The following is a 24932-nucleotide window of genomic DNA, read 5'->3' as shown; positions in this document are numbered from 1 at the left end:
CAAGGAGTTTTCCGTTTCGACTGCGCCGGAAGTGGGGCGAATTATAGGCTTCCAGAATCTGCCGTCAAGCATTGATTTGGTTTCCTGGCAAAAAGGTACTTGATGCAGAAATAGTCGCCTCTTCCTCTATATAGAAGAGCCCAAACCGGAAAGGATGCCCAGGTGCTTGCCACATAAATGAAAAAGCCCTGCCAGATACGCATCTGAGCAGGGCCTTTTTATGCCTCGAGCAATCCATTTGCACCCGCCGTGAACCCATAAAGGCCTGGAGCGGGAATTATGAACAGCTGAAGACTTGATTGAATGGTGTCCCAGGGCAGGTTCGAACTGCCAACCTTCCCCTTAGGAGGGGGATGCTCTATCCAATTGAGCTACTGAGACACAAGATGCCCGCGAAGAGACGCGTAGCGATAGACGGCGAGCATGTTAACGGGCGAACCTGTCTTTGTCATGTCATGCGTAGGCTTTTTAAGTGTAGGCAGATGTCACGCAAGGGCTTGAAGTTTTAACGAGCGAAGCAGAAGCGAACCAGTGCCCGCGCCGCCAACGAAGCCCACCCCAGGGAAAATCGACCTGCCACCCATCCCAAATGAATCTCATCATACGACTAACACTAGTAAATCGGCCATTTGCCACTATCCTGTACAGATAAGGAACAGTGATCGAATCCGCATGGGATGCCCCTCGGCTTTTTCAGGAGTTACGGGGGCAAAGGACGCGGCCAGAGACACGGACCCGGTGTTTTTTTCAAAACCAGTCCGCATTTCTGACAATTGGTGCTGGCATAACGCCTTTAGCCAGCTCAATATTTGTCACAGAATTGACGCCAATGAACTGGCGATTTTGAGGCATGATGCGTGCCTCTACCAATTCAGGTTGAACATTTGGCCAGAGCGCTTGTCCTATCTGACATCCTGCGGCCAATCCCGAGAACCGCTCCCCTGAACTAACCGGTTAAATATATGCGCCCATTGAAACAGGCAATTTATTCCAGCCGTACGGCTGACAAGTTCGTCGTACGTCTGCCAGACGGAATGCGTGAACGCATTGCCGAGGTGGCTCGCAATCATCACCGCAGCATGAACTCCGAGATCATTGCGCGCCTGGAGCAGAGTCTCATTCAGGAAGGCGCACTGGGCGAAGAGCTGAGCATGCGGCTGGACAGCCCGGAGCTGTCATTGCACGAGCGCGAATTGCTTCAGCGCTTCCGCCAACTCTCTCACCGCCAGCAAAATGCGCTTGTTTCACTGATCGCCCATGATGCCGAAATGACTGCAGACGCCTCCTGATTCATCCCCGCAAGTTCGAGCCAGCCTGATCGCTGGCTTTTTTTTGCCTGAAATTTGGCAAAAAAAAAGCCCGCCGTAGGGCGGGCTTTGGAACAAGCACCTCAGAGTAGGAAAATCGTTGCCAGCCCCAGGAAGATAAAGAAACCACCACTATCGGTCATGGCGGTAATCATCACACTCGCCCCCATGGCAGGATCACGCCCAAGTCGCGCCAGCGTCATCGGGATCAAGACCCCCATCAACGCCGCCAGCAACAGATTGAGGGTCATGGCAGCGGTCATTACCACGCCGAGCGACCAGCTGCCATAAAGCAGGTAGGCAACTACGCCAATGACTCCCCCCCAAATCACGCCATTGATCAAGGCAACCGCCAACTCCTTGCGCATCAGACGCGAAGTGTTACCTGTACTCACCTGGTCCAGCGCCATGGCCCGAACGATCATGGTGATGGTCTGGTTGCCGGAGTTACCTCCGATACCCGCAACGATCGGCATCAATGCAGCCAGCGCCACCAGCTTCTCGATGGAGCCTTCGAACAGGCCAATTACCCGGGAAGCCACAAATGCGGTAATCAGGTTCACTGCCAGCCAGGCCCAACGGTTACGCAGGGACTTCCAGACCGACGCGAAAATATCCTCTTCTTCACGCAGACCTGCCATGTTGAGAACTTCGTTTTCGCTCTCCTCACGAATCAGGTCGACCATTTCATCAATGGTCAGACGGCCGATCAATTTGCCGTTCTTGTCAACGACGGGGGCCGAAATCAAGTCGTAACGCTCAAACGCCTGGGCAGCATCGTAGGCTTCTTCATCCGGATGGAAACTCACCGGATCGCTGGCCATGACCTCGGAAACCTGCTTATCCGGATCGTTGACCAGCAGGCGCTTGATCGGCAGCACACCCTTGAGCACGCCGTCGTAGTCAACCACGAACAATTTGTCGGTATGGCCTGGCAGCTCCTTCAGGCGTCGCAGGTAGCGCAGGACCACTTCGAGACTGACATCCTCACGGATGGTGACCATCTCGAAGTCCATCAACGCACCGACCTGGTCCTCGTCATAGGACAACGCCGAGCGCACACGCTCGCGCTGCTGGGCATCGAGGGTCTCCATCAGCTCATGGACGACATCTCGAGGCAGCTCGGAGGCCAGGTCGGCCAGTTCGTCGGCATCCATGTCCTTGGCCGCAGCCAGGAGCTCGTGATCGTCCATGTCGGCGATCAGGGTTTCACGAACCGAATCGGATACTTCGAGCAGGATGTCGCCGTCGCGATCAGCCTTGACCAACTGCCAGAGTGTCAGGCGGTCATCCAGTGGCAGGGCTTCAAGAATATAGGCGACGTCGGCGGAGTGCAGGTCATCGAGCTTGCGTTGCAGCTCAACGAGATTTTGCCGGTGAACCAGGTTTTCGACGCGATCCTGATTCGGACCTTCCTGGCGATGAGTCAGGTCTTCAACTACTCGCTGACGCTGCAACAGCTCAACAACTTGAGCCAGACGGTCCTGCAAGCTTTCCTGCGTTTTCTTTACTTCTACTTCAGACATAGGCGAACTCCACTCCCAGCAGCGGGGTGCGCCGGAAGGATCAATCAGTCAATTCATGATTGGAAAATCGGGGTATTGAGTAACTACTGGGTAAGTCCATGGAGGTAATCCAAAAGCCCCGGCGGGGCTGACGGGCGCAATCATACACCGACTGACGGCTTAAAACGTTAAAAAATCGCGGCTGAAACAAGCGCTTGCGAAACAATCCTGAGTGCGCGCCTGACACATGAAAGTGCGACGACTCATCTCGAAAAAAAAAACACACTGGCGATGCAGCATGCAGGCGCTAGCCTTGATCGGTAGCCGTCACGGAGGACTCGCAATGCCATCGAGATTATCCCGCCTGGGACTCGCCACCCTGCTCTACCTGCCGCTCGAAACACCTGGTGCAACGATTATCCGCTGCGAGAGGGCTGACGGGCGCATCACCTTTACCACGATGAGCTGCGCCATCGACGAAAGCCTTTCCTACCAGAAGGTGAACCCTTACCGGCCTGGCACGAATATCCCACTTGCGCCGCAACAGCAGCGGCAAACATCGAACCTGGAAATCGATCACCGCGATCCGCTGGTTGTCGGTCAGACAGTAGACAAATGTGCAAACCTGATCAGCGCCAGCGAGCGCCGCGAAGCAATCATCAATCAGCGCGTGATCGCCGGCATGACCCAAAAGGATGTCGAAAGCGCTCTGGGCAAGCCAGACAAGATCAGCATTCGAAACTCAAGCACCCGCTACCACTACCAAGCCAAGCAAGGTCGCAGCGCCAGCATCGAGTTCGACGAAAGAGGATGTACGAAGGGAAAAGCCAAATCCCAGACGGCAAAAAGCCCGCTTTAAAGGCGGGCTTTTTGTTTGTATGGTGCACTCGACAGGATTCGAACCTGTGACCGCTCGGTTCGTAGCCGAGTACTCTATCCAGCTGAGCTACGAGTGCATTTGTGTTTTTAGACCAGATCACAACTGGTTGAAGCCAAGTTATTCACATCACTGCAAACAACTCTTAAATGGTGCACTCGACAGGATTCGAACCTGTGACCGCTCGGTTCGTAGCCGAGTACTCTATCCAGCTGAGCTACGAGTGCATTTGTTGCCGCGCATTATAGGCCGTCTAATCTCTATGTCAAGCACTTTTTCTAGTAATTTCAACAACTTACCGAAGAAGCCAGATTACAACGTACTACGCAAATAATGGCGGAGAACGGGGGATTCGAACCCCCGACACCCTTTTGAGGTGTACTCCCTTAGCAGGGGAGCGCCTTCGGCCACTCGGCCAGCTCTCCGCAACACGGGGCGTATCTTAACCAACCTTTTCCCCGTTTGCAAACATAAAAAACGATAAAAATTAATGGCTTGGTTCTTCGTCCTTCTCTTTCTTTATACGCAGGTAAATTTCCTCACGATGGACCGCAACCTCTTTCGGGGCGTTGACACCGATGCGCACTTGATTTCCTTTGACGCCGAGCACGGTCACGGTGATTTCGCCATCACCAATAATCAGGCTTTCTGCGCACCGACGAGTCAGAATCAGCATACCTTTCTCCTCACGCATTACATTTTCAGGGACAACAGTCTGCAAAAAAAAGGCACTCGACCTACAACCAAAGTGGTCGAAGGCCTACATGCCTGAGTATTGACCAGCGCGAGCAAAAGAACAGCCTTGGGGTCGCGCCGTGCAAAAAAACAAAGGGCGCGGTCAGACCGCGCCCTCTGGCAAACGCATCACTCGCCCTGGCGGACCGGTGCGTCCAGTTCGAAAGCCGTGTGCAAGGCGCGCACAGCCAGTTCCAGGTACTTCTCTTCGATCACCACGGAAACCTTGATTTCCGAAGTCGAGATCATCTGGATGTTGATGGTTTCCTTGGCCAGCGCTTCGAACATGCGGCTGGCGACGCCTGCGTGGGAGCGCATGCCAACGCCGACGATCGACACCTTGGCGATCTTGGTGTCGCCGATGACTTCACGTGCACCCAGCTCGCCAGCGGTTTTCTCCAGCACGGTTTGCGCCGCCTGGTAGTCGTTGCGGTGCACGGTGAAGGTAAAGTCGGTGGTGTTATCGTGCGCGACGTTCTGCACGATCATGTCGACTTCGATGTTCGCGGCGCTGATAGGGCCGAGAATCTTGAAGGCAACGCCTGGGATGTCTGGCACGCCACGGATGGTCAGCTTGGCTTCATCGCGGTTGAAAGCGATACCGGAAATGATCGGCTGTTCCATGGTTTCCTCTTCATCAATAGTAATGAGGGTGCCCGGACCCTCCTTGAAGCTGTGCAGTACGCGCAGCGGGACGTTGTACTTGCCGGCGAATTCCACCGCACGGATCTGCAGCACCTTGGAACCGAGGCTGGCCATTTCCAGCATCTCTTCGAAGGTGATCTTGTCCAGGCGCTGGGCCACGGACACCACGCGCGGGTCTGTGGTGTAGACGCCATCGACGTCGGTGTAGATCTGGCATTCGTCAGCCTTCAGGGCCGCTGCCAGGGCCACGCCGGTGGTGTCGGAACCGCCACGACCGAGGGTGGTGATATTGCCGTGCTCGTCGACGCCCTGGAAACCGGCGACAACCACCACGCGACCGGCCTTAAGGTCACCACGAATCTTCTGGTCGTCGATCTGCAGGATACGCGCTTTGTTGTGTGCGCTATCCGTCAGGATCCGTACCTGGTTGCCGGTGTAGGACACCGCTGGTACACCGCGCTTCATCAACGCCATGGCCAACAGGGCAATCGTCACCTGCTCACCGGTGGAGACGATCACGTCCAGCTCGCGAGGAACCGGTTGATCGCCGCCACTGATTTGCTTGGCCAGATCGATCAGACGGTTGGTTTCGCCGCTCATTGCAGACAGCACAACCACCAGGTCATCGCCGGCATCACGGAATTTCTTAACCTTGTCGGCAACCTGCTCGATTCTCTCGACGGTGCCGACCGAGGTGCCTCCAAATTTCTGTACGATCAAAGCCATTTCAAAGCCGCCTCTGCCCATGAAGGGCGCCCAAATAAACACTCAAACAGCGTTGCGGCCCGCCACTAGACTGCGGACCGCAGACACTGCCTTATAAACCCTGCTCTACAAACGGTACGGTCAGCGCCAGTGCCGCATCCAGGGCGCCAGCGTCGGTACCACCGCCTTGCGCCATGTCTGGACGACCACCGCCCTTCCCGCCCACTGCCGCAGCGGCCTGTTTCATCAAATCACCGGCTTTGAGTTGGCCAGTCAGGTCTTTGGTTACGCCTGCAACCAGAACGACCTTTTCCTCATGGACACTGCCGAGCAGGATCACTGCGCGGCCGAGTTTGTTTTTCAGTTGATCGACCAGCGCCAGCAGCGCCTTGCCATCCTGCCCGTCCAGACGCACGGCCAGCACTTTCACGCCCTTGACGTCCAAGGCTTGCGCCGACAGGTCGTCACCCGCCGCACTGGCGGCCTTGGCTTGCAACTGCTCGAGTTGCTTCTCCAGCAGACGGTTGCGCTCCAGCACAGCCGACAGCTTGTCGATCAGGTTGTCGCGGCTGCCCTTGACCAGGCTGGCCGCTTCCTTGAGTTGCTCTTCCGCAGCGTTCAGGTAAGCCAGTGCCGCAGCGCCTGTCACTGCTTCGATACGGCGCACGCCAGCAGCCACACCGCCTTCGCTGATGATTTTCAGCAGGCCGATGTCGCCGGTACGGTTGGCGTGGATACCACCGCACAGCTCGACGGAGAAATCGCCCATGCTCAGCACGCGCACGTTGTCGCCGTATTTCTCGCCGAACAGCGCCATGGCGCCTTTCTGCTTGGCGGTTTCGATATCGGTTTCTTCGGTTTCAACTTCGGAGTTCTTGCGAATCTCGGCGTTGACGATGTCTTCCAGCGCTTTGAGCTGCTCAGGCTTGATGGCTTCGAAGTGGCTGAAGTCGAAGCGCAGGCGCTGACTGTCGACCAACGAGCCTTTCTGCTGAACGTGATCGCCCAGCACCTGACGCAATGCGGCGTGCAGCAAGTGAGTCGCCGAGTGGTTCAGCGACGTCGCGTGACGCACTTCGGCATCGACGTGAGTCTCGACCGGAGCACCGACGATCAGGCTACCCGAGTCCAGCACACCGTGGTGCAGGAACGCGCCGCCGGTCTTGGTGGTGTCGCGCACGTCGAAACGTGCAGCGCCAGCCTGGAGGAAGCCGCAATCACCGATCTGCCCGCCGGATTCGGCGTAGAACGGCGTCTGGTTCAGAATAACCACGCCCTCGTCGCCTTCATTCAACACGTCGACCGATTGCCCGTCTTTATAGAGAGCAACGATTTTTGCCGAACCGCTGTGGGCGGTGTAGCCGGTGAACTCGGTGTCCACATCGACCTTGACCAGGCTGTTGTAGTCCATGCCGAAGGAGCTGGCCGAACGGGCACGGACGCGCTGGGCTTCCATCTCGCGCTCGAAGCCTGCTTCGTCGATGGTCAGGTTGCGCTCGCGAGCGATGTCGCCAGTCAGGTCCATCGGGAAACCGTAGGTGTCGTAGAGTTTGAACACTACGTCGCCTGGCACCACGTCGCCCTTCAATTCGGCCAGGTCCTGCTCGAGGATCTTCAGGCCCTGTTCCAGGGTCTTGGCGAATTGTTCTTCTTCGGCCTTGAGCACGCGCTCGATATGCGACTGCTGGGATTTCAATTCAGGGAAAGCTTCGCCCATCTCGGCGACCAGGGCCGCGACGATCTGGTAGAAGAAGCTGCCCTTGGCGCCCAGTTTGTTGCCATGACGGCAAGCGCGGCGAATGATGCGGCGCAGCACATAACCGCGGCCTTCGTTGGACGGCAGCACGCCGTCGGCGATCAGGAAGCCGCAGGAACGAATGTGGTCAGCCACGACTTTCAGCGAAGCCTGGGCATCGTTGGTGCAACCGATGGCCTTGGCCGAAGCGCTCAGCAGGCTCTGGAACAGGTCGATTTCATAGTTCGAGTGAACATGCTGCAGCACGGCACTGATCCGCTCCAGGCCCATGCCGGTGTCCACCGATGGCGCTGGCAGCGGGTGCAACACGCCGTCGGCGGTGCGGTTGAACTGCATGAACACGTTGTTCCAGATTTCGATGTAGCGGTCGCCGTCTTCTTCCGGCGAGCCCGGTGGGCCACCCCAGATGTCGGCGCCGTGATCGTAGAAAATCTCGGTGCAAGGGCCGCACGGGCCGGTATCGCCCATGGTCCAGAAGTTGTCGGAGGCGTAAGGCGCGCCCTTGTTGTCGCCGATGCGAACCATGCGCTCGGCCGGAACCCCGATTTCCTTGGTCCAGATGTCGTACGCCTCGTCATCGCTGGCGTAGATGGTGACCCAGAGCTTTTCCTTCGGCAGGTTCAGCCATTTGTCGGAAGTCAGGAAGTTCCAGGCGTAAGTGATGGCGTCACGCTTGAAGTAGTCACCGAAGCTGAAGTTACCCAGCATTTCGAAGAAGGTGTGGTGACGAGCGGTATAACCGACGTTTTCCAGATCGTTGTGCTTGCCGCCGGCGCGCACGCATTTCTGGCTGCTGACGGCGCGGGTGTACGCGCGCTTTTCCTGGCCCAGGAAGCAGTCCTTGAACTGGTTCATCCCCGCGTTGGTGAACAGCAGGGTTGGGTCGTTGCCCGGAATCAAAGAGCTGGAGGCTACACGGGTGTGGCCTTGCTCTTCGAAGAAGCGAAGGAAGGCTTCACGGATTTCTGCGCTTTTCATTAGGTTCTTCCACGGAGGCTGCGGCCAAAGGCCTGTTCGAAACGTCAACAGACGAAGCGACGGCAAAGGGCCGCATTATATCGGCCCTGCGCGCGGGGTACAGCGTGTTTATACGATAGAAACGGTCAATTGGAGCGCTAACGCTATCACTTACTGGAAAAGTCGACGAATGTCGCGACGACCTGCTCGATTTGCGTAGCGCTGACGTCCATGTGCGTGACCATGCGCAGACGAGCGGCAGCACTGAGCTTGATCCCGCGCTCGGCGGCGAATGACTTGAGTGCTTCGGCCCTGTCGCCCATGGCGACGTAAACCATGTTGGTCTGCACCGGCTCGACCTCGAAACCTGCTGCACGCAGGCCTTGCGCCAGCAATTGGGCGTTGGCGTGGTCGTCGGCCAGGCGCTGGACGTTGTGGTCCAGCGCGTACAGGCCCGCCGCCGCCAGGATCCCGGCCTGGCGCATGCCGCCGCCGACCATCTTGCGCAGGCGCCGTGCCTTGCCGATCAGCTCTGCCGAACCGCACAACACCGAACCCACCGGTGCGCCCAGGCCTTTTGACAGGCACACCGAGACGGAATCGAAATGCCGGGTGATTTCCCGCGCATCGACACCCAGCTTGACCGCCGCGTTGTAGAGCCGCGCACCGTCCAGATGCAGTTGCAACCCGTGTTCGCGGGTAAAGTTGCGCGCCCGTGCCAGGTATTCGAGGGGCAGGACCTTGCCCTGCATGGTGTTTTCCAGCGCCAGCAAACGGGTGCGGGCAAAATGGAAGTCGTCCGGCTTGATCGCCGCCGCGACCTGCGCAAGGTCCAGCGAGCCATCGGCCTGTACTTCCAGCGGCTGTGGCTGGATCGAGCCAAGTACCGCCGCCCCGCCACCTTCGTACTTATAGGTGTGAGCCTGCTGGCCGACGATGTATTCGTCACCGCGCTCGCAATGGGCCATCAAGCCCAGCAGGTTGCTCATGGTGCCCGTCGGGACAAACAGTGCGGCAGCAAAACCCAGGCGATTTGCCAGCTCGGCTTCCAGTCGATTGACCGTCGGGTCTTCGCCATACACGTCGTCACCGGTGACGGCGGTGGCCATCGCCTCGAGCATGCCAGGGGTGGGTTGGGTGACGGTGTCGCTGCGAAGATCGATAACGCTCATGAATCTGGCCTCGGTTAGCAGGGGGAAATCCCTTTCAGACGGGAAGTACTGCGGTCATGCCAACCAATATTCAACCCTTGGGCAGCAATCGACTTGCTGTTTCGACGAAAAAGTCGATAGCAATCATCGGATAGCAGCCATGCACAGATGAGAAATATGTGATAAAAAAGCTTCGCCGCCTAACAATCTGGCGGCAAAACGTTCTCAGGGCGGGGTGCAACTCCCCACCGGCGGTAATTGCGTGCAACACGCATAGCCCGCGAGCGCTTGGTGACAGGCACGGCTTTTGCCGTGCATGGCGACAAGGTCAGCAGACCCGGTGTGATTCCGGGGCCGACGGTCATAGTCCGGATGAAGAGAGAACGGGATTGGCGCCAAAGGGCTGTCCGCAGGCACTCGTGCGAGCGTGCATACCCTTAAATCCCATTCGATTCATAAGCCCTGTTTTTCACACAAACAGGAATCAGAACATGCAACCCACCGCAATCGACAGCAAAAGCAAACACCACCATGGCGAACGCGTTGCGTTCATCCAGGCCTGCTGGCACAAGGACATTGTCGACCAGAGCCGTAAAGGCTTCGTCGCTGAAATGATTGCCCAGGGTTATCAGGAGTCCGACATCGATTTCTTCGAAGTCGGCGGCGCCTTTGAAATGCCCCTGCACGCCAAGTTGCTGGCCAAGACCGGCCGTTATGCCGGCATCGTCGCGGCAGCCCTGGTGGTTGACGGCGGGATCTACCGCCACGAGTTCGTCGCCCAGTCGGTCGTCAGCGGCCTGATGCAGGTGCAACTGGAAACGGAAGTGCCAGTGTTCTCGGTATCGCTGACCCCGCACCACTTTCACGCGGGTGAAGAACTGCATCATAAGTTCTTCTTCGAGCATTTCGTGCATAAGGGACAGGAAGCAGCGAAGACGTGCGCGGATACGCTGATGAAGATCCGTAGCCTGCGTCGCACTGAACCGCGCGCCGTAGCTGTCTAAACACTGAACCTGTGGGAGCGAGCCTGCTCGCGATGGTCGTCAACGATTACGCGGGAAGTCTGGCTCCCCGCGGCGCTCTCGGATAAATCGCGAGCAGGCTCGCTCCCACAGTGGTTTTGTGTTGTCCTTAGGCGAGGTTTTCGTCGGTGGTCGGCACGATCAGGATGCCGGCACGCAGGCCATTCTTCACCTTGGGGTTCGGGAAGATGATCCGGGCACCCTCCTCCTCGATGATCCAGCGGGTATTGGCGATGTCTTCCGCCAGCAGGTAACCCACTTCCAGCTCCGAAAAGTTCTCGATATCCACTGGCAGGTTCAGGCGGAAGTTGTCGCTGTGCTTGATGATTTCCCGTGCCACGCTGAACAGCTGCAAACCGTCCAACGCCTCTTCCGCCAACTCCGGCTCGGTGCCTTCGATGATCTGTTTGAGACGGTTTTCCAGCAAGGAAACGTTCACCCCGTCGTTCTGCCCGAACGGTCGCGCCTTGCCCAGTTCAAGGGTAAAGGACTCGGCTCCGAGCTTGTCGTAGGTATAGGAACTGAAGACGATGGACGGCTTGTTCTGCAACAGCACCGCCTCCATGCCTGCGGCGCGAAGCCGGGCCAGTTCCTGGCGTGAATGCTGGCGATCTTCCTTCCAGGGGTACAAGGCGAACTGTTCGATTTTCGAGCCGCGAATCGCCGTGTGCAAATCATAGTGCAGTCGCTGACGATCCGGCAGGCTGAAGAAACTGGCCGCCAGACGCTCCAGCTCACAGGCGCGCAGCGCTTCGGAGCCACTGCTTTGTTCGTGACGGCCATTGAACAGCCGATTGACGTCCTGCTCGACGAAACGCTCGCCCTTGCGAATGGCTTCAGGATTACCGAACAGGAACAGAATGCGGGCACGCGGCTTCAGGTCGCCGCGGGCGATGTCATGCAACAGGCGATCGAGCAGTTCGATCGGCGCTGTTTCGTTGCCGTGGATACCGGCCGATAAAAGCAGGTCCAGGCCATTATCACGGGCTTGCGGCGGTCGCACTTCCAGCGCACCTTCGCTCAACCAGCGCATGCGCACGCCTTCGACAGTCAGTTGAGTCTTCTCCGCCGGTTCGCGGCCGGCGAGGGTCAGTTCAAGCAGTTTGCCGAGGGCGAGCATAGAGCGGTTTCCTTAATGGTCGTGATTGCAATCCGGGCCGTGAACGTGTTCCTCGTCGTCGCCGAGGTCAGCCGGTTCCATCTCCAGTTGCAGACTTACCAGATTAGTCGCCAATGGGCGCAACAGCAGGTTGGCGTATTCAGCATCGCCTTCTTCGACGTCCACGCCGATCAGCAATTGGCCACGACCATCGTGCTGGATCCACAGCTCTTTGCCTTGCCACATGACCGCGACGCGGGTGCAGGACGTTTCCAGTTGCGTGCCGTCGGTGTCTTCAAGGATCAGCTGCAGTTTGTCGCTCATGTCTTTTACGCTCTCAGTGGAGATGAAGCGGCGCGCCGTCGTGCATGACAACGCGCCGTCGATCAATTGATCTGGAATGGATAAACCGCGCCCAGTTTAAGGATTTGCGTCAGTTCATCCAGTGCCGTCCGGCACTCGAGCAGCAATTGCGGGTCCGCCAGATCGTTTTCGGTCATGCGGTCGCGGTAGTGCTTCTCGACCCATTCGGTCAGGGTGCCGTACAACGGTGCCGTCATGATAACGCCTGGGTTGACGGCCGCCAGCTCGGTTTCGTTGAGCGCAACACGCAACCTCAGGCAGGCAGGGCCACCGCCGTTCTGCATGCTCTGCTTGAGATCGAAGACTTTCACTTCGCTGATCTGGCCGCCGGAGCTGGTCAAACCCTGCAGGTATTGCCATACGCGCTCGTTGCCACGGCATTCTTCCGGCACGATCAACAGCATGGAACCGTCAGGACGCGACAGCAACTGGCTATTGAACAGGTAGGAACGCACCGCGTCTTCGACGGTTACCGCGGAACGCGGTACACAGATCGATTGAAATTTCCCACCGACCTTGGCGAGTTTGCTCTGCAGTTCGGCGAGCATTTTCTCGGTCTCGAGGAAAGCGTCCTCGTGATAGAACAGCACTTCACCGTTACCGACCGCGATCACGTCATTGTGGAACACGCCCTGGTCGATCACCGACGGGTTCTGCTGGGCGTAGACCACGCCGTCATCGCTCAGGCCGTGCAGGCGAGCGACTGCCTGCGACGCTTCGAGAGTCTGGCGCGCCGGGTATTTCTGCGGTGCCGGGTAGCGGGTGTCGAAAGCACTGCGACCGAACACGAAGAATTCGACACCGGCTTCGCCGTATTCACGGCAGAAACGCGTGTGGTTGGCTGCGCCTTCGTCACCGAACTGCGCCACGGCCGGCAGCGCGGCGTGGTGGGCGAAGTGCTTCTGGTCGGCGAACATGGCGCCCAACACGCGACTGGTGGTTGGGTGCTCGATGCTGCGGTGGTACTTGCAGTTGAGGTTGGCGGCGGTGAAATGCACGCGGCCATCCGCGGTGTCGGCGCTCGGGCTGACGGTGGCCGCGTTGGCCACCCACATGCTTGAAGCCGAGCAGCTGGCGACCAGCAATGGCATGGCTTCCTTGGCGGCGCGCTCGATGACTTGAGCGTCGGTACCGCCAAAACCCAGGCGACGCAGGGCAGCCACGTCCGGACGTTCCTGTGGCGCCAGCACGCCCTGTTGAAAGCCCATGTCCATCAGCGCTTTCATCTTCGCCAGGCCTTGCAGCGCCGCTTCCTTCGGATTGGAAGACTGCTGGCTGTTGCTCTGGGACGCGACGTTACCGTAGGACAGGCCGCCGTAGTTATGGGTCGGCCCCACTAGACCGTCAAAATTGACTTCATAGGATTTCATCAGCGAGGCTCCACGAGAATCTGTTTGTTATAGGCTTCTGGTAACAATTGAGTAAGACCGCGTGGCGACCTTCGCGAGCAGGCTCGCTCCCACAGGGACATACATTCCAATGTGGGAGCGAGCCTGCTCGCGAATGGCATCACGCCATTTTCACGCCAGGCGTGAGGGCCGCCGGCAACACCAGGCTCGGGGTTTCCAGTGAGGCCACCGGGTATGCGCAGTAATCCGCCGCATAGTAGGCGCTGGCGCGGTGGTTGCCCGAGGCGCCGACGCCACCGAATGGCGCGCTGCTGGCCGCGCCGGTCAATTGCTTGTTCCAGTTGACGATACCGGCGCGGCTTTCCAGCCAGAACTGCTGGTAGCGCGCTTCGGAATCCGACAACAGCCCGGCGGCCAGGCCGTATTCGGTGTCGTTGGCTTCAACGATCGCCGCTTCAAAATCAGCGTAGCGGATCACTTGCAGCAACGGGCCGAACAGCTCTTCGTCCGGGCGCTCAGCGACTGCCGTGACGTCCAGAATGCCCGGGGTCAGCAAGGCGGACTGCGCTTGCGGCTGAGTCATTTCCAGCAGCGCCACGGCGCCGTTGGCCAGCAAATGCTCCTGGGCATCCATCAACGCTTTAGCCGCGCCGAGGGAAATCACCGAGCCCATGAAAGGCGCCGGTTGCTGATCGAACGCGCCGACTTCAATCGTCGAGCTGACCGCCACCAGGCGCGCCAGCAATGTGTCGCCCCAGGCGCCCTGCGGCACCAGCAAGCGGCGGGCACAGGTGCAGCGCTGGCCGGCGGAGATGAACGCCGACTGGATAATGGTGTAGACAGCGGCATCGAGATCGGCGACCTGATCCACCACCAGCGGATTGTTACCCCCCATCTCCAGGGCAAGGATCTTGTCCGGACGACCGGCAAATTGCTGGTGCAGGTGATTGCCGGTACGGCTGGAACCCGTGAAGAACAGGCCGTCGATGCCCGGGTTCGCCGCCAGGGCGATACCGGTTTCGCGAGCGCCCTGCAGCAGGTTCAGCACGCCCGCCGGCAAACCGGCCTCGATCCAGCACTTGACCGTCAGTTCGGCGACTTTCGGCGTCAGCTCACTTGGCTTGAACAGCACACAGTTACCGGCCAGCAAGGCCGGCACGATGTGCCCGTTCGGCAAGTGCCCAGGGAAATTGTAGGGCCCGAACACCGCCACCACACCGTGCGGTTTGTGGCGCAGCACGGCGGTGGCGTCGCCCAGCGGGCCGCTCTTCTCGCCAGTGCGCTCACGGTAGCTCTGCACCGAGATCGCAATCTTGTTGACCATGCTGGTGACTTCGGTGGCGGCTTCCCACAGGGGCTTGCCGGTTTCCTCACCGATGGCATGCGCCAGTTCGTCCGCGTGATTTTTCAGCGCTGCGGCAAAGGCTTCCAACACCGAAATACGTTCTTGCAGGGGGCGACGGGCCCAGCCCGGGAACGCCTGACGCGCAGCCTGTACCGCCGATTCGACCTGATCCGCGGTGGCACCGTTGCCAGACCAAAGGACTTGCTGGGTCACCGGGTTCAGCGACTCAAAGGCTTCGCCCTGACCTGCCAGCCATTCACCTGCGATGTATAGCGATTTCATTATTTCGACTCCCGAGCAGCAGACAACGCCACGGCGCGCACTTGATCGCCTGCGTTGAGTTGAAGACGTTTGGCGGTCAGCGGGTCGACCACCAGCGTGCCGGCGGCCAGACGTGCCGGAGCGGCAGTGATGCGGCAGTCTTCGCGCTTGCGGTTGTGAATGATGAACGGCGTGGCGTCGTCACCCGGCGTGCCGATAGCCAGCACCAGCGCCTGGCTGTCGCGCACGGCGCGGATCTTACCGGTTTCGCACTCGATGGCCGGGCCCGCGTCGAAAATGTCGACGTAGCCCTGGTAGCTGAAACCTTCGCTCTTGAGCATGGCCAGCGCCGGCTCGGTGTCCGGGTGCACCTGGCCAATCACGTTACGCGCATCGGGCGACAGGAAGCAGGTGTACAGCGGAAACTTCGGCATCAGCTCGGCAATGAAGGCCTTGTTGCCCACGCCGGTCAGATAGTCAGCCTGACTGAATTCCATCTTGAAGAAGTGCCGACCCAGGCTTTCCCAGAACGGTGAACGCCCGGCTTCATCGGAAACCCCGCGCATCTCGGCAATGATCTTGTTGCCAAACAGTTGCGGGAACTCGGCGATGAACAGCATCCGCGCCTTGGACAGCATGCGGCCATTGAGGCCACTGCGGTAATCGGCATGCAGGAACAGCGAGCACAGCTCGGAATTGCCGGTCAGGTCGTTGGCCAGGAACAGCGTCGGGATTTCACGGTAGATGTTCAGCTCTTGCGAAGCACTGACCGTCAGGCCGACCCGGAAGTTGTACCAGGGCTCACGCAGGCCCACGGCGCCAGCGATGGCGGAAATGCCCACCACGCGGCCATTGTCGTCTTCGAGCACGAACAGGTAGTCCGCATCGGCTCGCCCGGCTTCACCACGGAAGGTCTTCTCGGCCCAACCGACCCGGTGGGCCAGACGCTCTTCGTTGGCCGGCAAGGTGGTCAGGCCGGTGCCGGTGCTGCGGGCCAGGTCGATCAGAGCGGGTAAATCGCTGCTGCGTACGGGACGAACGATCATGCTATCTCCTCAAACGGGCCGCTTGCGCCACCCGTGAAACTCGCTGCTTTTCAGGCATTTTTTTCAAGCAGGCGTTAAACCGCCACCAGGCGAACGCTCGCACCTTCACCGACACCCAGGGTTTCGGCCGCTTCCAGATCCAGGGTCACGGGCTTGCCCGGCGCGTAATCGAGCTCGAGCATGATTGCGCGGTAATCCTGCAACTGGGCATTGGCCACCAGGTATTGTCGACCGGCACCCTTGACCGGCTCACCGATTTTCACCGGCACCACGCGGCTCTGGGCGATCGAACGGATCCCCGAGACACGGGCATGCAGGGTCGGGCCGCCATCGAAGATGTCGATGTAGTGATCGGTTTCGAAGCCTTCGCGCATCAGGATGTCGAAGGTAATCTGCGCCCGAGGGTGCACCTGGCCCATGGCTTCCTGAGCGGAGTCCGGCAGCAGCGGGACGTAGATCGGGTAGTGCGGCATCAGCTCGGCGAGGAAGGTCCGGCTCTTCAGGCCGCACAGACGTTCGGCTTCGGCGTAGTTGAGATCGAAGAAGTTGCGGCCGATGGCATCCCAGAACGGCGAATCGCCATTTTCGTCGCTGTAGCCGACAATCTCGGTCACCACTGAATCGGCGAAGCGCTCCGGGTGGCTGGCGACGAACAGCAGGCGGCCACGGGAATTGAGCTCAGCCCAAGGCGAGCCCACCAGCTCGCGCTGCACGTAGAAACTGGTCAACAGGCTGTTGCCCGTGAGGTCGTGGCACTGCGAGAGCACGTGGATCTTGTTATGAATCTTCAGCTCGCGGGAGGCGTGCACGAAGGTTTCATTACGGAAACTGTAGAACGGTTCGGAATAACCCGCCGAGGCGACGATCGCCGAACAGCCCACCAACTTGCCGGTGGCCGTGTCTTCAAGTACGAAGAAATAGCTCTCTTCACCGTTGAAGCTGACTTCGGCAGCGAACGAGGCTTCGCTCGCGGCGATCTTGTCGCTCAGGCGTTCAACGTCATCCGGCAAGGAAGTGACACCAATCGGGCTGTCCGCAGCCAGACGCTGTACCTCGCCCAGATCAGCCATTTGCGCGGGGCGCATCACCAGCATGGTGTCACTCCTTTCTCATACTCTTGAGGAAAATAAGCCGGACCCTTGTGGGAGCGAGCCTGCTCGCGAAGGTATGTCAGCAACATTGATGTCGACTGAAACACCTTCGCGAGCAGGCTCGCTCCCACATAAAAAACGGGCCCGGCATAAAAATTTGGGTTCGACGCCTGACTTGCAGGCGTCGAAGGGTCTATCAGGCTTGCGTCAGTTTTGCCGCGGCACGTTCGAAACGGTCCAGACCTTCGTCGATGTCCGCGTCTTCGACCACCAGGCTTGGCGCGAAACGCACCACGTCCGGGCCGGCTTGCAGCACCATCAGGCCTTCTTTTTCAGCGGCGTTGAAAATGTCCTTGGCCTTGCCTTTCCAGGCATCGCTCAGTACGCAACCGATCAACAGCCCCAGGCCACGAACCTGGGTGAACAGACCGTACTTCTCGCCGATCTGCTCAAGGCGTGCCTTGAACTTGTCGTGCTTGGCATTGACGCCGGCCAGCACTTGGGGTGTGTTGATCACATCGATCACGGCTTCGGCGACTGCGCACGCCAGCGGGTTGCCGCCGTAGGTGGTGCCGTGGGTGCCGACAACCAGATGCTTGGCCAGGTCTTCGGTGGTCAGCATTGCCGCGATCGGGAAACCGCCGCCCAGGCTCTTGGCGCTGGTCAGGATGTCCGGAATCACGCCGTAATGCTGATAGGCAAACAGATGGCCGGTACGGCCCATGCCGGTTTGCACTTCGTCGAAGATCAACAGCGCGTTGTGCGCGGTGCAGAGTTCGCGGGCACCTTGCAGGTATTCGAGTTCCGCCGGGATCACACCGCTCTCACCCTGGATCGGCTCCAGTACCACGGCGCAGGTCTTGTCGGAAATGGCAGCTTTTAGCGCGGCCAGGTCGTTGTACGGCACATGGGTGATACCGGTGATTTTCGGACCGAAGCCATCGGAGTACTTCGACTGGCCACCGACGTTCACGGTGAACAGGGTACGGCCGTGGAAGCTGTTGAGCGCGGCGATGATCTCGTACTTCTCGCTGCCGAAGCGGTCGAAACCGACACGACGGGCCAGCTTGAAGGCCGCTTCGTTGGCTTCGGCGCCAGAGTTGCAGAAGAAAGCACGCTCGGCAAAGGTGGCATCGACCAGCTTATGGGCCAGGCGCAGGGCCGGCTCATTGGTGAACACGTTGGACACGTGCCACAGCTTGTTGGCCTGCTCGGTCAAGGCACCGACCAGCGCCGGATGTGCGTGGCCCAATACGTTGACGGCGATCCCGCCGGCGAAGTCGACCAGCTCGCGACCGGACTGGTCCCAAACGCGGGAACCGGCGCCACGCACGGGAATGAAGGCGGCTGGCGCATAGTTGGGAACCATTACCTGATCGAAATCGGCGCGTTCTACCGCAGCGTGCTCAACGGACATCGGAGTCTCCTGAAGAGAAAACACTCGCCTGAAACTGGCGAGCTTGGTGAGGATTGTAAGGACAGTTTTCAGCCCGGCCTTGCCGCCAAGCGACAACTTCTTATAGCGCCAAACCCGGTTTTGCCCGGGTTTATGGCAATGCGACAAATAGGGTCGCAAAGGCGCAGTTTAACTGGCCGACCGGGTTAACGGCAGGGTTGCGGGGATTTGATTTGCGGCACCCGCCCACCCCGACTCTCTACTGCGGGTTGATTGCGCAAATGCGGACATGGAGATGAGGGCTTGAATGCAAAAGGCCATGGGAACAATGCCATGGCCTTTTGTGCTGGGATTAGCCGCGTTCCGACGGAACCGACGACAATTCGAACGGGCTGCTGCTGCGCCGCTGGTTACGATCTTCGCGCGGCGTGGCGCCGAAGAAATTGCGGTAGGCGCTGGAGAAGTGCGGGCCCGAAGAGAAACCACAGGACAGGCCGATCTGGATGATCGACTTGCTGGTTTGCATCAACATCTGCCGCGCCTTGTTCAGGCGAAGTTCCAGGTAGTACTGGCTCGGCACGCGATTGAGGTATTGCTTGAAGATCCGTTCCAGTTGTCGACGGGACACGCACACATGCTGGGCGATTTCGTCTGTGGTCAGCGGCTCTTCAATGTTCGCTTCCATCAGCAGCACCGCCTGGGTGAGCTTTGGATGACTGGAGCCCAGGCGGTTCTGCAATGGGATGCGTTGGCGCTCACCGCCTTCGCGAATACGCTCGACCACCAATTCTTCCGACACCGCGCCGGCCAGTTCGGCGCCGTGATCGCGAGCCAGTACCGCCAACAGCAAGTCGAGCACTGACATGCCGCCACAGGCGGTCAGGCGATCGCGATCCCAATCGAACAGATGACTGGTGGCGATGACTTTCGGAAAACGTTCGGCGAAGTCGTCCTGCCAGCGCCAGTGCACCGCAGCGCGGTAGCCGTCGAGCAAGCCCAGTTGCGCCAACGGATAAACACCGGCCGACAGCCCGCCGATCACACAACCGGCACGCACCAACTGCTTGAGCGCACTGCTCAGGGCCGGCGCGAGACTGGTCGGCGGCTCATCGGCGAGCAGGAACAGTTTCTGGAAGTTTTCGAGCTTGCCGGCCCAGGGTTCACCGGGCAATTGCCACTGACCTTCGCCCTGCGGTTCGGCCTGCAGGAACGACAGCTCATAAACCACGTCGGGATGCACACGCTGGGCAACCCGCAAGGCCTCCTCAGCCAGCGCCAGCGTCAGTGCTTTTGTGCTGGGCCATATCAGGAAACCTATTCGATGGGCAGTCATGGGCGAGCGATCCGAAGCGAAGAACAGTGATGAAGGCATGGGCCAATGCTAGCCCGTAAATGAACACAAATCTCAAAAGCCCGCACAGATCCCCTGTAGGAGCTGTCGAGTGAAACGAGGCTGCGATCTTTTGACGTGAACAATCAACATCAAAAGATCGCAGCCTTCGGCAGCTCCTACGAGGTGCACAACGAGAGTCTTGATTACTTCAGGCTACCCGAAAGGAACTGTTGCAAACGTTCGGACTGTGGATTGACCAGCACCTCACGCGGGTTGCCGCTTTCTTCAACAACGCCTTTGTGCAGGAACACCAGCTGGTTCGACACTTCACGGGCGAAGCCCATTTCGTGGGTCACCACGACCATGGTCCGGCCTTCCTGGGCCAGGGCCTGCATGACCTTCAGCACGTCACCGACCAGTTCCGGGTCGAGCGCCGAAGTCGGTTCGTCGAACAGCATCACCTCAGGTTCCATCGCCAGCGCACGGGCGATCGCCACGCGCTGCTGTTCGCCGCCGGACATATGGCCCGGGTAAGCATCTTTACGATGAGCGACGCCCACTTTGTTCAGGTAGTGCTCGGCTTTTTCGCGAGCTTCGGCCTTGGACACACCGAGCACGTGAACCGGCGCTTCCATGATGTTTTCCAGCGCGGTCATGTGCGACCACAGGTTGAAATGCTGGAACACCATCGACAGGCGCGAACGCATGCGTTGCAGCTGTTTCGGGTCGGCGGCCTTCAGCGCGCCGTCCTTGTTCGCCACCAGCTTCAGCTCTTCGTTGTTGAGCAGGATCTTGCCGGCATGCGGCTGTTCCAGCAGGTTGATGCAGCGCAGGAAGGTACTCTTGCCGGAGCCACTGGAGCCGATGATGCTGATCACATCGCCGGCCGCCGCTTTCAGGGACACGCCCTTGAGCACTTCGTGACTGCCATAGCGTTTATGCAGGTCTTGGACTTCAAGCTTGTACATGCGGTCGGTTCTCACAAAAACAGTCAGTCAGTCGTTGAGCAAGCGCCCGTGACGCAGCGCTTCGCGCCCCGCCACCTTGGCCAGCCAGAAACCGGGTTGGGCGTAACGCAGCCGTTCAATGGCAAACAGCACCCCGGACGTACCAGCACACACCGTGCTGACCCGATCCGCCAGCGGATCGATCACTTCGAAAATTTCATCGCCTGCCTCAACCCATTCACCGGGTTTGCGCAGGAAACTCACCACACCCGGATGCGGGGCGAACAGCAGTTCGGTGCCTTCGAACGGCAGGCCTTCGCAAGGTTCGTGCGCCGCGTTCGGCCACTCGCCACTGATCAGGCCTTGCTCGGCGAGGAACGCCAGGATGCCTTCGGCGTGAGCCTCGGATTGCGCGCGACCGGTGTCGGCCTGACCACCCAATTCAATGGTAGTCGCCAGGCACGCCAGCGGAATCTGCGCATCCGGGAACAGACGCGACAGGCGCAGCCACGGCAGCGAACAGGCTTCGTCGAAGGAGCTGCCGCCGGAATCTTCCGCCAGCAAGCCAACCTTCACATCCAGGTGCGCCGCCAGCGAGCGCCACTGCGGCCAGTGCTGCGGCAAGGCGTACATGTGCAGCGCGGCTTCGGCATCGCAATGCAGGTCCAGCACCACATCGGCGGTGCAGGCGTGGCTGAGCAGAACACGCTGCATGCCTTGCAACTGACTGCTCGCCTCAGGCAATGCCGCCAGGTGATCACTCATGGCCTGGCGGATCAAACGAATATTGGCGTGCGGATCGTCACCCAGATGCCCATCAAGTTGCGCAGCCACTGGCGCGCTCAACTCAACGAAATCCCGATTGAAATTCTTGCCGCTACCGGCCTCGAAACGCCCTTGATGATTGCCCTGAAGCAACTGACCGAGGCCCAGTGGATTGGCCACCGGCACCAACTCGATCACACCGTTCAACAGACCTTGGGCTTCGAGTTCGGCCAGGCGCTTCTTCAGGGCCCAGGCGGTGCGCATGCCCGGCAATTCATCGGCGTGCAGGCTGGCCTGGATGTAAGCCTTGCGCTCGCCACCACCGAAGCGGAATACCGAAATCCGGCGTTCGCTACCGAGGTGGCTCCACGGCAAAGCATGATCGATGCGCTCCATATCAGTGCTTCCGCGGGGCCAGGTAGCCCAGCCAGCGGCGCTCGGCCATCTTGAACAACTTCACCAGGATGAAGGTCAGGCACAGGTAGAACACGCCGGCGGTGATGTACGCCTCGAACGGCAGGTAGAACTGGGCGTTGACCGTGCGCGCAGCACCGGTAATGTCGATCAGGGTCACGATGGACGCCAGGCTGGTGGTCTGCAACATCATGATCACTTCGTTGCTGTACTGCGGCAGCGCACGGCGCAGGGCCGACGGCAGCAGGATGCGCTTGTACATCTTGACCCGCGACATGCCCATGGCCTTGGCTGCTTCGATCTCGCCGTTCGGCGTAGCGCGCAGGCTGCCGGCGATGATTTCGGCGGTGTAGGCGCTGGTGTTGATCGCGAACGCCAGGCACGCGCAGAACGTTGCGCTGGACAGCCACGGCCACAAGAAGCTTTCGCGAACGGCTTCGAACTGTGCCAGGCCGTAGTAGATCAAGAACAGCTGCACCAGCATCGGCGTGCCGCGGATCACGTAGGTGTAGAGCCACGCCGTCATGTTGACCACGGCGTTTTTCGAGACGCGCATCAGGCCCAGCGGCAACGCACACAGCAGGCCGAAGAACAGCGACAGCGCGAGCAACTTGAGGGTGGTCACCAGGCCGCCAAAGTACAGCGGCAAGGCCTCCCAAATGACGTTGTAGTCGAAGATCATAGCTCAGCCGCCCTTACGCCTACCGAGTAGCGCTTCTCGAGGTGACGCAATGCCAGCAACGAGACACTGGTGATCACCAGGTACATCGCCGCCACTGCGAGGAAGAAGGTGAAAGGCTCACGGGTAGCATCTGCCGCCTGCTTGGCCTTGAACATCATGTCTTGCAGGCCCACCACCGAAATCAGCGCGGTAGCCTTGGTCAGCACCAGCCAGTTGTTGGTGAAACCGGGAATTGCCAGGCGAATCATCTGCGGTACCAACACCCGGAAGAACACCTGGAAACTGCTCATGCCATAGGCCATGCCCGCTTCGGCCTGCCCCTTGGGGATCGCCATGAACGCGCCACGGAAGGTTTCCGACAGGTAGGCACCAAAGATGAAGCCCAGGGTGCCGATACCGGCGGCCAAGGGGTTCAGGTCGATGTATTCGTCATAACCCAGCATCGGCGCGACGCGGTTGAGCAGGTCCTGGCCGCCGTAGAAAATCAGCAGGATCAGCACCAGGTCTGGAATGCCGCGAATCACCGTGGAATACAGGTCGCCCAGCCAGGCCAGCCAGCGCACTGGCGACAGGCGCAGCGCCACGCCAATCAGGCCCAGGACAATGGCCAGGGCCATGGACGACAAGGCGAGCTGAAGCGTCAGCCAAACGCCATCGAGGATGACAGCCCCGTAGCCTTTCAACATGATTCAGGTCCTCGAAAGTTGGGATGAAAAAATGGCGCAAACCTCAGAGATCCTGTTGCTTGCGCCATTTCGGACTTGTCGTTGCGACGTACTTACTTACCGTAAATGTCGAAATCGAAGTACTTGTCCTGGATTTGCTTGTACTTGCCGTTCTCGCGAATGGCGGCGATCGCGGTGTTGATCTTGTCTTTCAGCGCGTCACCCTTGCGAACGGCGATACCCACGCCGTCGCCGAAGTATTTGACGTCAGTGAAGGCAGGCCCCACGAAGGCGAAACCTTTACCTGCGTCGGTTTTCAGGAAGCCGTCATTCAACAGGGTAGCGTCTGCCACGGTGCCGTCGAGGCGGCCGGCGGCCACGTCGAGATAAATTTCGTTCTGCGAGCCGTAAGGCTTGATTTCGGCACCCAGCGGGGCCAGCACTTCACGGGCGAAACGCTCGTGGATCGAACCACGTTGCACGCCGATGTTCTTGCCCTTGAGCTCAGCCAGGTTGTCGCCCACCTGAGTACCGGCCTTCATGACCAGGCGCGCCGGGGTGTTGTAGTACTTGTTGGTGAAGTCCACGGACTTCTTGCGGTCTTCAGTGATCGACATGGACGACAGGATCGCGTCGATCTTGCGCACCTTCAGCGCAGGGATCAGACCGTCGAACTCTTGTTCAACCCACACGCACTTGACCTTCATCTCTTCGCACAGGGCGTTACCGATGTCGTAGTCGAAACCCACGATGCTGCCGTCCGGCGCTTTCGAAGCGAACGGAGGGTAAGCCGCTTCGATACCGATCTTCAGAGGTTTTTCATCGGCGAAGGATGGCAGGGACAGCACGGCGGACATAGCCAGGGCGCCAAGCAGCACGAGTTTCTTCATCTTGGGACTCCATCGGTAAAGGGCTAAAACGGCAGAGTGAGCGATAGCCCAATATGCGAATGAGTGGAACCGGAAAGCGTTGCTGCGTCCTGGGATGCAGGTGTTGAAATTCAACACGGGCAACGACGAGCAAGTGATCGGCATTCTAACGACAGGCCCGAAGCCGATATTTCTTCAATGCGACAACTAATTACAGAAGCACCGAGAAAGCCGCCCGGGCACGTTGACAGCCTTGCAGAATCATGCAAGAGCAAAAGACAGTGAACCGATCAATATTGCAAGTTGCGGGCCTATTATTGGCAAACCCTTCTAATCCGGCAAGCGCAGCGTGGATTCTTATTGTTTGTGGAGGCCCCCAACAGGGCTTGGCGTTTCCCAATGCCCCGAATCGGCGCAGCGCGGTTACACATTCAGTAACTTGAAAGCTGGCGGGTAACAGTAGGAAACCTCCTACAGGGGAAGCCGATAATTATTGGCTCATGTTTATTTGGCGCCTGACAGTCCGCCTTCGCGAGCAGGCTCGCTCCCACAGTTTTTTGATCACCACCAATCCCCTGTGGGAGATTCTATGGTTGAGGGGAAGCCCTCAACTGGTTTTCGGTTGGTATTCACTCTGCCCCTTCAGC

The 24932-nt window shown here is 59.2% G+C and carries 21 protein-coding genes, 4 tRNA genes and 1 riboswitch; of the genes, 3 read left to right on the top strand and 22 right to left on the bottom strand.

The features are described from left to right. Nucleotides 1–304 precede the first annotated feature (304 nt). Nucleotides 305–381 (bottom strand) — tRNA-Arg (locus AC1Q8Q_RS30215). Nucleotides 382–962: 581 nt separating this feature from the next. Here AC1Q8Q_RS30215 and AC1Q8Q_RS30210 point away from each other — a divergent pair. Then, a complete protein-coding gene (locus AC1Q8Q_RS30210; RefSeq protein WP_008066583.1) occupies nt 963–1289 on the top strand; it encodes an Arc family DNA-binding protein in 327 nt (108 codons plus the stop codon). A gap of 101 nt (nt 1290–1390) precedes the next feature. Here the strand turns inward: AC1Q8Q_RS30210 and mgtE are convergent, their stop codons facing one another. Further along, a complete protein-coding gene (gene mgtE / locus AC1Q8Q_RS30205; RefSeq protein ID WP_020800785.1) occupies nt 1391–2833 on the bottom strand; it encodes a magnesium transporter in 1443 nt (480 codons plus the stop codon). 322 nt (nt 2834–3155) lie between these two features. Between mgtE and AC1Q8Q_RS30200 the strand changes: the two genes are divergently transcribed. Then, nucleotides 3156–3671 (top strand): cell envelope protein SmpA, encoded by a 516-nt coding sequence (locus AC1Q8Q_RS30200; RefSeq protein ID WP_151143180.1) that lies wholly within the window; start codon nt 3156–3158, stop codon nt 3669–3671. 20 nt (nt 3672–3691) lie between these two features. Here AC1Q8Q_RS30200 and AC1Q8Q_RS30195 read toward each other — a convergent pair. From AC1Q8Q_RS30195 to ltaE, 7 genes are all read right to left on the bottom strand, one after another. Next, a tRNA-Arg gene (locus tag AC1Q8Q_RS30195) sits at nt 3692–3768 on the bottom strand. Nucleotides 3769–3839: 71 nt separating this feature from the next. Then, nucleotides 3840–3916, bottom strand: a tRNA-Arg gene (locus AC1Q8Q_RS30190). Between the two features lie 107 nt (nt 3917–4023). Then, nucleotides 4024–4114: transfer RNA gene (locus AC1Q8Q_RS30185), tRNA-Ser, on the bottom strand. A 62-nt stretch (nt 4115–4176) separates the two neighbouring features. After that, complete coding sequence (gene csrA, locus AC1Q8Q_RS30180) at nt 4177–4365, bottom strand: carbon storage regulator CsrA (protein WP_002554426.1); 189 nt, start codon at nt 4363–4365, stop codon at nt 4177–4179. A gap of 188 nt (nt 4366–4553) precedes the next feature. Next, nucleotides 4554–5795, bottom strand: a complete 1242-nt coding sequence (locus tag AC1Q8Q_RS30175) for an aspartate kinase (RefSeq protein WP_008057978.1) — start codon at nt 5793–5795, stop codon at nt 4554–4556. A 91-nt stretch (nt 5796–5886) separates the two neighbouring features. Further along, a complete protein-coding gene (gene alaS / locus AC1Q8Q_RS30170) occupies nt 5887–8508 on the bottom strand; it encodes an alanine--tRNA ligase (protein ID WP_492615874.1) in 2622 nt (873 codons plus the stop codon). A gap of 146 nt (nt 8509–8654) precedes the next feature. Continuing rightward, nucleotides 8655–9659: a low-specificity L-threonine aldolase gene (ltaE, locus tag AC1Q8Q_RS30165; protein WP_033044644.1), complete on the bottom strand. Its 1005-nt coding sequence runs from the start codon at nt 9657–9659 to the stop codon at nt 8655–8657. Between the two features lie 196 nt (nt 9660–9855). Next, a riboswitch (FMN riboswitch) is annotated at nt 9856–10027 on the top strand. Nucleotides 10028–10129: 102 nt separating this feature from the next. On the opposite strand from ltaE, the gene AC1Q8Q_RS30160 reads away from it, so the two are divergent. Further along, complete coding sequence (locus AC1Q8Q_RS30160) at nt 10130–10642, top strand: 6,7-dimethyl-8-ribityllumazine synthase (RefSeq protein WP_020800781.1); 513 nt, start codon at nt 10130–10132, stop codon at nt 10640–10642. A 127-nt stretch (nt 10643–10769) separates the two neighbouring features. Here AC1Q8Q_RS30160 and astE read toward each other — a convergent pair whose 3' ends face one another. The 13 genes from astE to AC1Q8Q_RS30095 all read right to left on the bottom strand — a co-directional run bounded on the left by astE (nt 10770) and on the right by AC1Q8Q_RS30095 (nt 24306). Then, the gene (astE, locus tag AC1Q8Q_RS30155; protein WP_020800780.1) at nt 10770–11780 is read right to left on the bottom strand and encodes a succinylglutamate desuccinylase; all 1011 of its coding nucleotides are present in this window, start codon (nt 11778–11780) and stop codon (nt 10770–10772) included. A 12-nt stretch (nt 11781–11792) separates the two neighbouring features. Beyond that, complete coding sequence (locus AC1Q8Q_RS30150; protein ID WP_008057983.1) at nt 11793–12083, bottom strand: hypothetical protein; 291 nt, start codon at nt 12081–12083, stop codon at nt 11793–11795. A 62-nt stretch (nt 12084–12145) separates the two neighbouring features. Next, nucleotides 12146–13492: an N-succinylarginine dihydrolase gene (gene astB, locus AC1Q8Q_RS30145; RefSeq protein ID WP_033043290.1), complete on the bottom strand. Its 1347-nt coding sequence runs from the start codon at nt 13490–13492 to the stop codon at nt 12146–12148. Between the two features lie 139 nt (nt 13493–13631). Further along, nucleotides 13632–15101, bottom strand: coding sequence for a succinylglutamate-semialdehyde dehydrogenase (astD, locus tag AC1Q8Q_RS30140; protein WP_168759225.1), 1470 nt, complete (start codon nt 15099–15101; stop codon nt 13632–13634). Beyond that, complete coding sequence (gene astA, locus AC1Q8Q_RS30135; RefSeq protein WP_020800777.1) at nt 15098–16123, bottom strand: arginine N-succinyltransferase; 1026 nt, start codon at nt 16121–16123, stop codon at nt 15098–15100. Before astA ends, astD begins: the two co-directional genes overlap by 4 nt. A gap of 74 nt (nt 16124–16197) precedes the next feature. Next, complete coding sequence (aruF, locus tag AC1Q8Q_RS30130; RefSeq protein WP_020800776.1) at nt 16198–17217, bottom strand: arginine/ornithine succinyltransferase subunit alpha; 1020 nt, start codon at nt 17215–17217, stop codon at nt 16198–16200. 193 nt (nt 17218–17410) lie between these two features. Continuing rightward, nucleotides 17411–18631, bottom strand: coding sequence for an aspartate aminotransferase family protein (locus AC1Q8Q_RS30125; protein ID WP_020800774.1), 1221 nt, complete (start codon nt 18629–18631; stop codon nt 17411–17413). A gap of 331 nt (nt 18632–18962) precedes the next feature. Next, nucleotides 18963–19943, bottom strand: coding sequence for a transcriptional regulator ArgR (gene argR / locus AC1Q8Q_RS30120; protein WP_033043292.1), 981 nt, complete (start codon nt 19941–19943; stop codon nt 18963–18965). 203 nt (nt 19944–20146) lie between these two features. Then, nucleotides 20147–20911 carry an ABC transporter ATP-binding protein gene (locus AC1Q8Q_RS30115; protein ID WP_007971015.1) on the bottom strand — a complete coding sequence of 255 codons (765 nt, stop codon included), beginning with the start codon at nt 20909–20911 and terminating at the stop codon, nt 20147–20149. A gap of 27 nt (nt 20912–20938) precedes the next feature. Continuing rightward, nucleotides 20939–22051 carry a M14 family metallopeptidase gene (locus tag AC1Q8Q_RS30110; protein ID WP_020800772.1) on the bottom strand — a complete coding sequence of 371 codons (1113 nt, stop codon included), beginning with the start codon at nt 22049–22051 and terminating at the stop codon, nt 20939–20941. A 1-nt stretch (nt 22052) separates the two neighbouring features. Continuing rightward, nucleotides 22053–22751, bottom strand: a complete 699-nt coding sequence (locus AC1Q8Q_RS30105; protein WP_020800771.1) for an ABC transporter permease — start codon at nt 22749–22751, stop codon at nt 22053–22055. Next, on the bottom strand, nt 22748–23437 hold the full coding sequence (locus tag AC1Q8Q_RS30100; RefSeq protein WP_008058010.1) for an ABC transporter permease: 690 nt from the start codon (nt 23435–23437) through the stop codon (nt 22748–22750). The genes AC1Q8Q_RS30105 and AC1Q8Q_RS30100 overlap by 4 nt, the downstream gene beginning before the upstream one ends. A 92-nt stretch (nt 23438–23529) precedes the next feature. Then, entirely contained in the window at nt 23530–24306 is a 777-nt protein-coding gene (locus tag AC1Q8Q_RS30095; RefSeq protein WP_020800770.1) for an ABC transporter substrate-binding protein, read from the bottom strand. Nucleotides 24307–24932: the final 626 nt, after the last annotated feature.

The sequence above is a fragment of the Pseudomonas sp. GW823-FHT06B06 genome (assembly GCF_058795195.1).
This window is presented reverse-complemented; position numbering and strand designations above follow the sequence as displayed.